The 13,958-nt window shown below is 44.2% G+C and carries 12 protein-coding genes; 6 read left to right on the top strand and 6 right to left on the bottom strand.

The window, feature by feature from the left end:
- Positions 1-52: 52 nt before the first annotated feature.
- Complete coding sequence (gene ltaE, locus CXF83_RS17340) at positions 53-1,066, top strand: low-specificity L-threonine aldolase (protein WP_101090561.1); 1,014 nt, start codon at positions 53-55, stop codon at positions 1,064-1,066.
- 130 nt (positions 1,067-1,196) lie between these two features.
- Here the strand turns inward: ltaE and CXF83_RS17335 are convergent, their stop codons facing one another.
- From CXF83_RS17335 to CXF83_RS17325, 3 genes are all read right to left on the bottom strand, one after another.
- Positions 1,197-1,961, bottom strand: a complete 765-nt coding sequence (locus CXF83_RS17335; protein WP_157822898.1) for a hypothetical protein — start codon at positions 1,959-1,961, stop codon at positions 1,197-1,199.
- A gap of 126 nt (positions 1,962-2,087) precedes the next feature.
- A complete protein-coding gene (locus CXF83_RS17330) occupies positions 2,088-3,722 on the bottom strand; it encodes an alkaline phosphatase (RefSeq protein ID WP_101090563.1) in 1,635 nt (544 codons plus the stop codon).
- Positions 3,723-3,806: 84 nt separating this feature from the next.
- Entirely contained in the window at positions 3,807-5,312 is a 1,506-nt protein-coding gene (locus tag CXF83_RS17325) for an alkaline phosphatase (RefSeq protein ID WP_101090564.1), read from the bottom strand.
- A gap of 287 nt (positions 5,313-5,599) precedes the next feature.
- On the opposite strand from CXF83_RS17325, the gene CXF83_RS17320 reads away from it, so the two are divergent.
- Positions 5,600-5,968 (top strand): acyl-CoA thioesterase, encoded by a 369-nt coding sequence (locus tag CXF83_RS17320; protein ID WP_101090565.1) that lies wholly within the window; start codon positions 5,600-5,602, stop codon positions 5,966-5,968.
- Between the two features lie 28 nt (positions 5,969-5,996).
- Here the strand turns inward: CXF83_RS17320 and CXF83_RS17315 are convergent, their stop codons facing one another.
- Positions 5,997-6,206, bottom strand: coding sequence for a hypothetical protein (locus CXF83_RS17315; protein WP_101090566.1), 210 nt, complete (start codon positions 6,204-6,206; stop codon positions 5,997-5,999).
- Positions 6,207-6,420: 214 nt separating this feature from the next.
- Entirely contained in the window at positions 6,421-6,783 is a 363-nt protein-coding gene (locus CXF83_RS17310; protein ID WP_101090567.1) for a cytoplasmic protein, read from the bottom strand.
- A gap of 569 nt (positions 6,784-7,352) precedes the next feature.
- Here CXF83_RS17310 and CXF83_RS17305 point away from each other — a divergent pair.
- From CXF83_RS17305 to CXF83_RS17295, 3 genes are all read left to right on the top strand, one after another.
- Positions 7,353-8,513, top strand: a complete 1,161-nt coding sequence (locus tag CXF83_RS17305) for an efflux RND transporter periplasmic adaptor subunit (RefSeq protein WP_101090568.1) — start codon at positions 7,353-7,355, stop codon at positions 8,511-8,513.
- Between the two features lie 9 nt (positions 8,514-8,522).
- The gene (locus CXF83_RS17300; protein WP_101090569.1) at positions 8,523-11,675 is read left to right on the top strand and encodes an efflux RND transporter permease subunit; all 3,153 of its coding nucleotides are present in this window, start codon (positions 8,523-8,525) and stop codon (positions 11,673-11,675) included.
- 691 nt (positions 11,676-12,366) lie between these two features.
- A complete protein-coding gene (locus CXF83_RS17295; RefSeq protein WP_101090570.1) occupies positions 12,367-12,837 on the top strand; it encodes a hypothetical protein in 471 nt (156 codons plus the stop codon).
- Positions 12,838-12,978: 141 nt separating this feature from the next.
- Here the strand turns inward: CXF83_RS17295 and CXF83_RS17290 are convergent, their stop codons facing one another.
- Positions 12,979-13,401 carry a MarR family winged helix-turn-helix transcriptional regulator gene (locus tag CXF83_RS17290; RefSeq protein ID WP_101090571.1) on the bottom strand — a complete coding sequence of 141 codons (423 nt, stop codon included), beginning with the start codon at positions 13,399-13,401 and terminating at the stop codon, positions 12,979-12,981.
- 99 nt (positions 13,402-13,500) lie between these two features.
- Here CXF83_RS17290 and CXF83_RS17285 point away from each other — a divergent pair, with 99 nt between their 5' ends.
- Complete coding sequence (locus CXF83_RS17285) at positions 13,501-13,947, top strand: DUF2798 domain-containing protein (protein WP_101090572.1); 447 nt, start codon at positions 13,501-13,503, stop codon at positions 13,945-13,947.
- Positions 13,948-13,958 lie beyond the last annotated feature (11 nt).

Genomic DNA, 13,958 nt, shown 5'->3' with positions numbered 1-13,958 from the left:
AACCGTCCCCGAGTAATTGAGTTCAAACACAATATTGATAATGAGGTAAGTGATGATAGATTTTCGCAGTGACACTGTGACGAAGCCAACAGCCGCTATGCGCGCTGCAATTGGCGTTGCTGAAGTCGGAGATGATGTATATGGCGACGATCCAAGCGTTAACTACCTTGAAGATATGGCCGCTGAAATGTTTGGTTTTGATGGCGCTTTATTTACCTCATCAGGCACTCAAGCTAACTTACTAGCCTTGATGGGCCATTGTGAACGCGGAGATGAGTATATTTGTGGCCAGCAAGCGCATAACTATAAGTTTGAAGGCGGTGGTGCTGCTGTTTTAGGCAGCATTCAGCCGCAGCCACTGAACAACCAAGCCGATGGTAGTATTTTACTGTCGGACATTGAAGCTGCGATTAAGCCCGATGATGTCCATTTTGCGCGAACTCGGTTATTGAGTCTGGAAAATACCATTGGTGGCAAAGTGGTACCACAAGGCTATTTGGCCGATGCACAATCTTTAGCATTTGAAAAAGGGCTTAAGATTCATCTTGATGGTGCACGCGTTGCGAATGCTGCCGTGGCTCAAAACTTACCGATGACCGCAATTACGCAGTATTTCGACTCCGTATCTATCTGCTTATCTAAAGGGTTGTGTGCGCCAGTGGGTTCAATATTACTGGCTGATGAGCGCTTAATTAAAAAAGCTCGACGCTGGCGTAAAATGCTTGGCGGAGGGATGCGCCAAGCGGGTATATTGGCGGCAGCGGCTCAGTTGGCATTGACTGACCAAGTCGAACGATTGGCTGACGATCATGATAATGCCGCTTATCTGGCGTCGCAATTGTCTACGATTGATTGTTTTGATGTTGATATGTCACTGGTGCAAACCAATATGGTGTTTGCCAAGGTTGTTGGCGAGTTAGATATTCATCAGGTTACCGAGCAACTTAAGCAAAAAGGCATACTGGTTAGCGCGGGTAAAACACTGCGTTTAGTGACTCATGCTGATATATCGCGTGTCGATATTGATTGCTTTATCCGCGAGCTTAAAATAATTTTGAAGCGTTAAGCTGGATCCAAATCATCGTCCTTCATTCATTGATGGATTGAGATGTTTGAGTACTTAAGCCCTACGCTAATGAAACTTAAAAGCCCTTAATGTTAAGGGCTTTTTTGTGACCTAAACCAATTTTCAGCCTCTAGTGCTGATGGCCGCTTTCTCCGTTTTGGATCTGCTTGCCTTGGCTATCATAAAATCCACTGCTACCGTGTTGAATAAAGCCTTGATGGATCATTTTCGCGATGAAAGGGTCTGACTCATTGTCGCCGACATCGGCAAAATCAATATCCCGATAGCCCGACGTCAGTGCGATAAACTCGCTCTTAGGAAGCGCTTTTATCTCTAGCAATTCATATTGAATACTGCCTTTTTTATCGGTCACTCGAAACGATTTTGGCAGTGCGAGTTTATCGAGCCATGTGATAGCTAACAGGTGATTTCGTTGTTGCCCTTGATATTGTTGCTCAGTCATACAGATGTCAGTCGCTTTATTTGAGTTCGATGGCAGCTGTTGCATACTGGCGATCGTCTTTGGGGAGATAAGGTGATTGAGCTGCTTGAAGTCAAAATGGATATTCAGAGAAAGAAGGTCGCCATTCTGATAACTAACTGAGCGACGTTCGGTTGGAAAATAACGCACATATTCCCCGCGAGTATTCCACAGCTCAAAGCTTTGCGCACTATGCTGATAGATGACTTCTTGGTCATTTCTTAGCAAGGTTATCTCTTTAGTGACTCCTTGGTTATTGGAGACTGCATATCGCGCACTGAGGTGTGATGAATCTAGCGATTCGCATTGCACTGCATGGGCCGCTGTACTGCTGATTAAGAGCGCAATTAATGTGCCCGCCATAGTAAGCGCTGAAGTATAAGAGAACGGCTTTGAAGATGTATTGTGCTGCATGATCACTCCTGATAAGGGCTGAATATTGGATACTGATTGTTGATTAAAGTGATTGTTGATATCCATATCTGAAGGCTTGAATAAGCCACTGAAACTATCCAGTGGCTTTTCAATCACCGTTTGTTGTTATGGTTGGGCAGCTTCTGCCTTTTCAACCAAATTGATGGCATGGTTCATGACATGAAAAATGTGGTTTTGCTCAACAGTGCCTTGAATAAGGTGTGAACCTGGACCGCTGGCAAATATAGCAACATCTTCACCTGCATGCGTTTCACTGCCCAGTGGTACGAGGGCTTCTTGATGGAAGCCTGCGCTTTGGGTATCAACATAATTTAGGTCAAAACGACCCGATGCTGCAGCGTAGCCATAGCGCTCGTCGCCACCGGTGGCTAAGTTGGCGTAACCTAGGCCGTTAGCGTAGCCAACAGTGGTATACGGTAAGCCATTTGTATCGGTTGAATTAGTGATAACAGGTTGACCGTCAGTGCCATTACCTTTAACTAAGCCCAAGATTGGGTTACCACGAGTAGGGTAGCCTGCAATGGTAAACACATGGCTATGATCGGCGGTAACAATTAGTAAGGTGTCTTTAGCGGACGTTTTCTCCATCGCAACGCGAACCGCTTCTGACATGGCTATCGTGTCATGTAGCGCGCGTGCTGCATTACCCGCATGGTGAGCATGATCAATGCGTCCGGCTTCAATAATGAGCACAAAACCTTTGTCATTTTTCTTCAAAATATCAATCGATTTTGCGGTCATCTCAGCCAGTGATGGTTCGCCAGTGGCACCCGTCGTTGTGCGGTCATAGTCATATTCCATGTGCGAGGAGTTAAACAGGCCTAACACATGGTCTGTGGTGCTTGGGTCTAACGCTAAGAAGCCATCTCTATCAGCAACATAAGCAGCGTTAGTATATTTATTTAGCCATTCATCGGTTAAGTCGCGGTTATCGAGACGTTTACCTGATTTACCTTCTGGATCTGTCATCGAACTCGGAATAAAGGCACGACGACCGCCGCCCATTACCACGTTAAGTCCGCTGCCAAAATTAAAGTCGATTAACTGTGATGCGATATCTTTACAACCATTGGTGACCGCTTCTGCTGACAAGTCAGCATCGCTTTCCCAGTTACGCTCAGGTGCATGGGCATAGGTTGCCGCTGGCGTTGCATGGGTGATGCGAGCAGTAGAGACCACACCCGTTGATAATCCCGCCATCGCGGCTAGCTCAAGTGAAGTGACCAGGTTTTGGCCTGAAGTTGAAGCGCAGTTACCCCGTGAGACACCTTCCGCTTGTGAAAGCACGCCAACATCGGTTTTGACGCCAGTGATCATCGCAGTCATGGTGCCTGCTGAATCGGGTGTTTGACCGTCGACATTATACGTTTTAGCCAAGCCTAAATAAGGGAGGGTTTCAAAAGAGAGCGAGTTTTCTTCACCCGTTTGTCCTTTTAGCTGACCTTCTAAAATACGCGCTGCCGTGACGGTAGATACTCCCATACCATCACCAACAAACAGAATGATGTTCTTGGCCGCGCCAGCTTGGTTGTTAACGGTTAGCTCCTCGGCTTTGGCGACTCTAGCTTGGCCGTCGATATACCACTGGTTAACAGCGCTCCAGTCTTGGCCATTGTTACCGTTGCCACCATTATTGCCATCAGTGCCATTGTTGCCGTCGGCACCATTATCACCATCGCTGCCACAAGCTGCTAAACCAAGCATTGCTGCAATCGAAAGTACGAGTAATTTCTTGTTCATTTTAAACTCCAATTATTGGGTACTATTGCTGACGTATTTGAATGAGTCAGTAAGAAAAATTATTAATGACCAGTTGCTTAGGTATTAATATTTAGTACCGCCTAGCGTTTGTGCTTGATTGATTATGTGGAAGATTACGTTCTGCTCAATAACACCTTGGACAAGGTCTGAACCTGGACCCGTTGCATGTAGCGTAATATCTTCGCCTGCATGAGTTTCGCTATTCATCGGGACCAATGACTGCTGCATAAAATCTTTGTCTTTGGTATCGACAGAGCTTAAATCGTCACGCACACCCACAACAGCGCCAGGACCATTGGTATAACCGACAGTGGTGTAAGGTTTACCGTCTTTAGCGATGGCGAGATCACCCCCCACATTGTGGACTAATCCTAATATTGGATTGCCGCGCTTTGGGTAACCTGCGATGGTGAATACGTGGCTATGATCGGCAGTGACCATGATGAGTGTTTCGGCTGGATCAGTTGTTGCAACGGCTGCTTTTACCGCATTAGACAATTCAACGGTATCCATCATTGCGCGATAAGCATTACCCGCATGATGGGCATGATCAATACGTCCCGATTCAACGATGAGCAGGTAACCGTTTTCATTTTTGTTGAGTAGCTCAATCGATTTGGTGGTCATTTCAGTCAATGATGGCTCGCCTGCGGTATCATCAGCTCGGTCAGCTTCATATTCCATGTGCGATGAATTAAATAAACCCAGCAGGTGGTCGGTTGTCGTCACATCAATGGCGTCAAAACCCGTTTTATCCCACACGTAAGCTGAATTGCTAAGGTTGTCGGTCCAAGCTTGAGTTAAATCAACACCATCGTCGCGGCGACCGGTTTTATTTTCGCCATCAGTGACATCGTTTGGAATGAAGTTACGACGACCGCCACCAAGTGCCACGCTTAACGCATTGGCTTCATCGCGCATCACCAACTGATAGGCTATATCCTTACATTCGTTGGCAACGGCTTCTGCTGGAAGATTAGAATCTGCTTCCCAATTACGCTCAGGCGATGCCGCGTAGGCTGCTGCTGGCGTGGCGTGGGTGATGCGAGCCGTACTGACGACACCCGTCGATAAGCCTTTTGCATTGGCGAGGTCGACCAAGGTGATGAGTTCATTGCCTTTTGAAGATAGGCAATTAGCACGCAAGCTGTTGTCTGATACTGATAACACACCCGCCTTTGATTTTACGCCGGTGACGATTGCAGTCATGGTGCCAGCAGAATCAGGTGTTTGTTGGTTGGTGTTGTAAGTTTTAACCAGTGCCGTTTTTGGGAAGTGCTCAAAGCTGAGGAGGTTTTCTTCGCCGCCTTTATTATCAACCTGTTGCTGTCCTTCGAAGATGCGGGCTGCTGTTAAGGTCGAAATACCCATGCCATCACCGACAAATAAAATCACATTTTTAGCTTTCTTTGGCGCTGTCTGTTGAGTTTTATCACTCACTAATTGAGCGCTGTCTTTAAACCATTGACTGTCAGTTTGGTTGCTAGGAAGTACCGCTGCATTTGCTGCTATTGTCACGAGACTGCAAGAGGCTATTGCCGCTATCTTTTTGATATTAATCACTATCATCACCGTCAATTTATATTATTTATAGGAGGTTTCTTTGTGGCGATGTGATTGTCGAGTATAAGCATGACGATATGGCGATGATTTTGTTTCAGTTTTGTTGCTTTAACAACTGACTGGCTAGCGCTGCAGGCGATTCACTTCGGTGCAAGTAGGCTCTATTAATGTGCATTTCATGCTGTGAATAGATGTGATAAATCCTTAGCTGTTGAAAAATATGATTAATATTGTTGGCGCGCTTGTTGCTACCTCTTTGGGGGTATTATTAAGTAAAGCTAAGAGGCACCATTATGAAATTTTATAGTCGACGATTTATTAAACCAGAACATCTCAATCCTGCTAATTCACTGTTTGGTGGTCAACTATTAAGTTGGATAGATGAAGAGGCGGCTATCTTTGCTGGTTGCCAAATGAAAAGCCTAAGTCATGTCACCAAGCTCATCTCTGAAGTGAACTTTATGACATCTGCGCGGCAAGGGGATGTGATTGAGTTTGGTTTGTCGTTGCTAAGTTATGGTTCAAGTTCAATAACGGTTTGTTGCCAAGTGCGCAATAAGCTCACTCATGCCCCTATCGTGAGCATAGACAAAATGGTATTTGTTCACGTTAATGAGCAAGGGCAACCGGCACCGCATGGCATGCGAGCCAATGCTGCTTAATACTGACCGCAAGCTTGGTTAACTCACTTTAGTTTTTACTGAGGTCATCTTTTACTGAGTTGACAGCGTCACGGGATGCATGGCCGATAGCACGAGTGGTATCCCGCGAGGCATGACCAATGTCGGTGGTGACCTCTTTGGTGGTATCACCGATCTGACGGCCGGCTTCTTTTAGTTCTGCACAGGCACTGATCGTGGTTATTGTGCTAAGGAAAATAACTAAGGTCGATAATCTCACAATAAGATCCAATCATTAATAATGGCAAGCACTATGCCAGCAATTACCCAATGGGTCTAGTGTGTAATGTGGTCAATTACGGCTGCTTTTGATACGAGATAAACAATGGTGAATGAGGAGGGATATCACTGTTTGGCAGTGTCGATGGAATGGGATTTTCTAGTCGTTGAAAATTAGCGGCATGTTCTAGTGATTAGAACATGCCTACTGATGGTTACAGTTTGCTTAAGCGCGACTTATAATCATCAATGATATGTTCCATAACCTCTTGTACTGACGTGTCTTTGGTTTTGTTATCCATAAAGACTTTAAAGGTCGCTAGCACATGAATGTCATCTCTCAGACGATCATTTTTAATCGAAAAGTAGGCTTGTTCTGCTTCTGCTTCTCTAACGACGCATCCCTCGTGCTCGAACAATCGAGTGCCTGAGTGGCCATGCCACTTAGTGATTCTGTCGAGTGCTATTTCACATGAACGGTTAATCTCGATATGGTTTAGCCAGCTTGTTGGGTGAGCGGGATCCTTTATCTGTGGGCATCGGACTGTATAGTTATAAACGTGAGAAATTGCTGTCATAAATTACCTACCTGTTCGCTGTAACGGATGCCATATTGGGCACTGTTCTTATTATGCTCAACACATGGTGTTGGCCTGTGCGTACTGTATGTGTCTAAGGTTAACAATTAACTGCTAACTTGGGTTATTCAATCTAATAATAGCTTACGTGTCATGCTGTTATAGAAAACAGCGTAAATGAGCTAAGTCATTTGTACCACTATTGGGCTGCTATTGAAACTAGAACACTTACTAATTTTAAGCCTAGTTAAACTTAGTTGCTCTGAGTATTTTTTACCACGACATGAACTCCAATAAACTTGCTCTAGCTCCCACTTTTGCCTCTCACAACAATTCCATAGGTTACTTTGACTAATAAAGCATCAGTTAATTTAACAAAGCATCAGTTAATTTAATAAAGTGCTTTTGTTGGTCGCTTGATTCGTTTTATTTAGCAATATGAGGTTATCTATGCTGTTTTATGTAAAAACAATGATACTTCAATGTAAAAAGGTTTATGTGCGGTGCAGTATGTGCTTATAATTTCAAGATAAATATAATGCAAATATCTGACACTTCAGGAGGCTTAAATGGCCTGTTCAACAGTTTCAAAACTAAAACTGCTCACCATTGGGTGCATCAGTATTATTGCCAGTGGGTGTGGTGAAGCGCCAGCGCCTCAGGCAGCAGTGTTGCCAAGCGTGATTGTTAGCACCGCAAGCATGCAAGATATTCAATCTAAAAGTGAAATTGTTGGCCGTACAAGAGCATCTGAAGATGTGACGATTAAATCGCAAATTCAGGGACAACTGCTTAAACGCAGCTTTATCGAAGGTGAAGATGTTAATCAGGGGGACTTACTGTTCGAGATTGATCCTGCAACTTATGTGGCAGAGTTAGCTCAGCAAAAAGCCGTACTGAAACAAGCTATCGCCTCAAGAGATGTCGCAGTAATGAACTGGGAACGTGGTCGTCGCTTACTGCCCGATGGCATGATCAGTGCGCAGGATATGGATGAGTTGACCTCTCGTAAGCTGACAACCGCCGCTGGCGTTGTGCAAGCCGAAGCGGCCGTTAGTGGCGCTGAGTTACAGCTCAGCTATACCAAAGTGTACGCGCCAATCTCTGGGCGGATAAGTAACGCTAAAGTGAGTACCGGTGACATCATTAGTCCGCAATCTGAAATGGCAAACTTAGTCCAGTTACAGCCAATGTGGGTTAACTTTCAAGTTGCTGAACGTGCGTTAATTACCGCTCAACAAAGTTTTTCTAAGGCGTTATCTCGCGATATAAAGATCCAAGATATTGTGATTAATCTGCGGTTGCCCAATGCAACCATGCATAAAGAATCTGGTTATATCGATTTTGTGAGTAACAAGGTTGATCCCGCCACTGGCACCTTACCTATCCGTGCCACTTTTAAAAATGCCGATAACTTTATGTTACCTGGCATGTTCGTCACTTTGATTATCGAATCGCCCATTACAGAACAAGCGTTATTAATCCCGCAAGCGTCAGTGCAAGAAGATCAACAAGGCCGTTTTGTGATGGTGCTTAATGATAAGAATCTAGTTGAGAAGCGTATTGTCGAGCTCGGTGAACGTTTCGGCATTCAATGGCGCGTGTTAAGTGGCTTAGATGGTGGCGATCGTATCGTTGTTGATGGACTACAAAAAATTCGACCAGGCATTGAAGTTAATGCGGTTGAGCAAGAGATTATTCCTTTCCAAGAAGCTAACCAAACAAAGTAGGGGATAACTATGATTAGTGAATTCTTCATCAATAGGCCTAAATTTGCCTTTGTGATCTCTACCGTACTGACGTTGGTGGGGCTTATCTCTATTCCTATCTTGTCAGTGTCAGAGTTTCCTGAGATCGCACCGCCACAAGTGAGTGTGTCGACCAGTTATTCGGGTGCCAGTGCCAATGTTGTAAAAGACACCATTGCCCAGCCTTTAGAAGCTGAAATTAACGGCGTGGAAGGCATGCTGTATATGGAGTCAAAGAGCGCCAACGACGGTAGCTATTCACTCAATGTAACCTTTGAGGTCGGTACCGACCCTGACATGGCGCAGGTAAAGGTACAAAACCGGGTACAGCAAGCCATGCCAAGATTGCCTGAAGAGGTGAAAAGGCAAGGGGTGAAAGTCGAGAAACAAAGCCCCAATATCTTGATGGTAGTGAACCTAGTTTCCCCTAACGAAACGTTTGATTCGCTGTTTATTACTAACTATGCAGGCCTCAATGTAAAAGATGCCTTAGCGCGTCAGAACGGCGTATCGAAAGTGCAGATTATTGGCGCGCTCGATTATGCGATGCGCATATGGCTTGATCCCGATAAAATGGCTAGCTTTTCAATTACTGCCACCGACGTTATTGCAGCGCTGCAAGAGCAAAATATTCAAGTGGCAGCGGGTCGAATTGGTGCTGCACCAGTCGATCCAGACCAGCAGTTTCAATATACGCTGCAAACCAAAGGACGACTAAAAAATACCACCGAATTTGCTAATGTTGTGGTTCGAGCCAATGAAGATGGCTCAAAAATCACCGTAGGTGATGTGGCTCGAGTTGAACTAGGGTCACAAACTTATGATGCTCAAGGCAAGCTTAACAATAAACCATCAGCGATTATCTCTATTTACCAGTCACCTGATGCTAACGCATTAGAAGTGGCGGCGGGCATTAGGGAGCAGATGGATACTTTGTCGGCTAACTTCCCAAGAGATTTAGAGTACGAGGTGTTATATGACACCTCAGACTTCGTCGAAAGCTCGATTAATGAGGTGGTGCAAACACTGTTTATCTCGGTAGCCTTGGTTATCTTTGTGGTGTTTATTTTCTTACAAGATGTGCGCTCAACATTGATCCCAGCGATTGCGATCCCAGTGTCTTTGATTGGTACCTTTGCCTTTTTGCTAATATCTGGCATGAGCATTAATACGGTATCGCTATTCGCGCTTATCTTAGCCATTGGTATTGTGGTTGACGATGCCATTGTGGTGGTCGAGAACGTGACCCGCTTGATGCAGGATGAGGGCTTGTCACCTAAAGAGGCCACCTCTAAAGCGATGAAAGAGGTGACAGGGCCGATTATAGCGACCACGTTAGTGCTATTAGCGGTATTTGCACCCACGGCCGTGATGCCCGGGATCACCGGGCAGATGTACGCACAGTTCTCTGTGACTATCTGTATTGCAGTGCTTATCTCGTCAGTTAATGCATTGACCCTAAGTCCTGCATTATGCGCCTCGGTATTACGTTCTCCAAAGGAGCATACCACTGGGTTCCACGCCAAATTTAATAAATACTTCAATATCTTCACCGGTAAATACACCAAACTAGTCCATGTGCTAACCCGTAAATTGGTGTTGGTGTTGGTGGTCTTTATCGGGCTATTGGCGGCGACCGGCGGTTTAGCGACAATCTTGCCATCAGGCTTTGTGCCAATGGAAGATAAGAAAGCCTTTATGGTCGATATTCAACTCCCTGATGGCGCGTCACTTAACCGTACTGAAGACGTCATGCGTGATTTAGTTGAGTTAACGCTGGCAGAGCCAGGTGTTGAAAATGTGATCCATGCCAGTGGCTTTAGTATCTTGTCGGGCTCAGTGGCATCAAACGGCGGTTTGATGATTGTCACTCTGTCTACTTGGTCTGAACGTGAATCTGCCGATATGGCAGAACACGCGATTGTGGCAAAGCTGCAAGCCAAATATGCGGCGAATCCATCCGTTAAGGCGATGGCTTTCTCACTGCCGCCCATTCCGGGCGTCGGCAGTGTCGGTGGTTTTGAGTTTGTATTGCAAGACACCCAAGGCCGCAGTCCGCAGGAGCTGGCATCGGTGATGCGTGCGCTTATTATGAAAGCGAACGAGCAGCCAGAAATTGCGATGTCATTTAGTAATTTCCGCGCCGATGTGCCGCAAATGTTTGTCGATGTAGACCGTGATAAGGCCAAAGCATTAGGCATACCGCTGAATGAGATTTTTACCACCATGCAGACGATGCTGGGCTCAATGTACGTCAATGACTTTAACCGTTTCGGTAAGGTCTTTAGGGTCATACTACAAGCGGAGGGTGAATACCGAAATTCCGATATGGATATTGCGCGCTTTTATGTGCGTTCTTCTTCCGGGGAAATGGTGCCACTGAGTACCTTGGTGACGGTGACGCCGATATTGGGGCCCGACGTGATGAACTCATACAACATGTTTAGTTCTACCACGATTAACGGTTTCCCAGCACCTGGTTATAGTTCCGGTGATGCTATTCGCGCCATGGAACGCGCAGCGGCGCAGAGCTTACCAACAGGTTATAGCTATGAGTGGACAGGGCAAACTTACCAAGAGATTAAGGCGGGTAACTTAGCGCCATTAATCTTTGCTTTGGCGTTGGTATTTACCTATCTATTTTTGGTGGCTCAGTATGAGAGTTGGACCATTCCATTTGCGGTGATGCTCGCGGTGCCGATTGCCATATTGGGGGCGTTCCTCAATATTTGGCTGGTGGGCGCTGAACTTAACTTGTATGCCCAAATTGGCTTAGTGTTGTTGATAGGCTTAGCGTGTAAGAACGCCATCTTGATTGTCGAATTTGCCAAGCAGTTAAGAGAAGAGGGCAAGAGTATATTGGATGCTGGTGAAACGGCGGCTAGACTGCGTTTTCGCGCGGTATTAATGACAGCCTTTTCGTTCTTACTCGGAGTGCTTCCGTTAGTTGTTGCCACTGGCGCAGGCGCGGGAAGTCGTCGAGCACTGGGTTACTCGGTGTTCGGTGGTATGGTCGCGGCGACGATAGTCGGTACACTGCTTGTGCCAGTTTTTTACGTGATGATGCAAACCATGCGTGAAAAGTTTAAAGGTACAGCAGAGCCTAAAGAGGAAGAACTTAAAAACGAAGAGGTCAAGAGTTAAACGCTTAAGCCTTAGTCTCTAAGTCCGTTTCAAGTCCATCTTGAATTAATGAAGGCCTGCATTGTTGCAGGCCTTTTTGTTTACTAAGCGTGGGGTGAACGAGAGTTCTGTGTTGGCTAAAGGTGAGCTGATTGGGGGACTCATTTGTGCCCCAAAACGTTTTAGTTATCTATTAGTTTCATCAAGCTATGCTTGAACAAAGTCGTGGCGACAAGGAATTGAGCTCTAAATTACAGCTTCATTGTTATCAATCGCCTACATCGGGTGCTGGACAGGATGTCCGAATGTCGTGAACAGATGGGTGTGTAGGAACGACCGTATGTGCAGACACTGCAGTGACACGCTATAAATACATCCTTGTAAGCTCGGCCATGACGTCCATGTCATGGACGGTCACGGCCGTATCTACACTGACAGTTGGTGTAGATACGACCTATAACGGTTTGATTGCTAACTTGTATAAATTCAGTAAGATGTAAGTGTGCGTTCATGAAAAGTTTAGATAACAGGAAAGCAAAGTGTGCGACTCACTTTTGTCCTGAGGTGTATTGGATACAATCTTAAGCGTAAATGTTTAATTATTTGTTATTAGTGAGTTTTTCAGGCTTTTACCTGTGCACGCTTTCTCAACATGGCTTGGCAAAACGCGCAAGCCGTATATTAAAATGTTATGCAAATGGAGTATTGCAATATGCACACGTGTAAATCTTGTATAAAAGAAATAGAAACTGGAGCTACAAAATGCCCTTACTGTCAGGCATATCAGGTTTGGTATAAAAACCCTCAAAACTATAGCTTTATTTTTATGCTGCCTTTATTTATTTTCATTTTTTGGAATACTGGCTCATTTAATAAAAAAGACTTTTTAGATTATGAAAGCAAATTTACATTTACCAAAGAAAAAATTATCGATGTAGGTGGTTCTAAAGCAAAACTAATAACGTTTAATGTTACCAATAACACTGAGTATAAATGGAATCATATTAGTTATGAGGTAATAAGCAAGAAAAACGGAGAGTTGTTAGCTTCAACATCAGACAGTATCTATAGCTGGGTAATCCAGCCTAATTCAGAGTCATTATTAACTGTAAAGGCGCCTTTTATAGCTAATGCAAATGAATGGCAATTAAAGATAAAAGATTTGAAGTCTGACCGTTACTAAAATTTGCCTAACAAGAAATTAAACAAGGACAAAAAACAGTTGATTTTTGCTCCTTCGTCGCTTATTTTAACCAACTATTTTTTGCCTGTTAATTAGGCGTTAACAATGACTGGCTGGTATAAGCCCTTGTATCTTGTATAGTTATCTTTTCAGGTTCTTAGTCATCGCTAATGCTATGGCATTAAATTGATCAACTTGGTTCTCTGTTATTGAATCCAGCATGACTTTCATGATACCACTTTCAATATGTAGTAATTGCTTCAAAACTTCTTGCCCAAATTCAGACAATTCAATCAATTGGCTTCTGCTATCTGATGGATTAGACACTTTATAAATTAAATCCTTCTTTAACATATCTCTAACGAGTCTAGCTACTTGCCCTTTATCCCTATCTAGCTGTTCTGAGATATATGCAGCGGTACAACTATCAATACGATTAATACAATGAAGCGACTGGATTTCCATCGGGGCAATATCAATGCCTACTTCACGTATTTCCTTGTTTACACAAGATTTGAAGGTATAGGTAAGCGCTAAAAAAGAATCTGGGATTTTAATAGTCAAAATTGGCCTCTAAGAATAAGTTGACAGTGTCAACTATAACAGTTAGAGTTCAATTTGTACATGGTTGACAGTGTCAACTATAATTGAGAAGCGATAAATATGAAGAATATGGCAAAAAAAATCCTAGTGACTGTGTCTTTAGTTTTGACGCTAATCGGCAGTCTTACCTTTGTGATGACTTATAAAAATATTGGCTTTGGCGAACAGTTCCTTTATCAATGGATAGCGTCGACATTAATAGTAGCCATAACGATGGCTCCAATAGGGTTTATGATGGTTGCTGTTATCAGTAAAATAGTTGTTCTTGTTTTGCCCAGGGCTTCAGAATCGAAACGTAATGTTATTATTGGTGTCGCTATGGCATTAGTAATGGAAAGTATTATGGCATTAGTAACTACCCTAAATAACATTGAATTTACGACGTTATCAGAACTCATGAATGTTTGGTGGAGTGCGCTAATTATTGCTCTGCCATTAGGGCTACTGATCTCTTTGATGATGACAACACTCGTTAAACCTAAGCTTGAGCGATATCTGGCTAGTTAACATTTTTACAC

This window comes from Shewanella sp. Choline-02u-19, assembly GCF_002836205.1.
Classification (GTDB): domain Bacteria; phylum Pseudomonadota; class Gammaproteobacteria; order Enterobacterales; family Shewanellaceae; genus Shewanella.
This window is presented reverse-complemented; position numbering and strand designations above follow the sequence as displayed.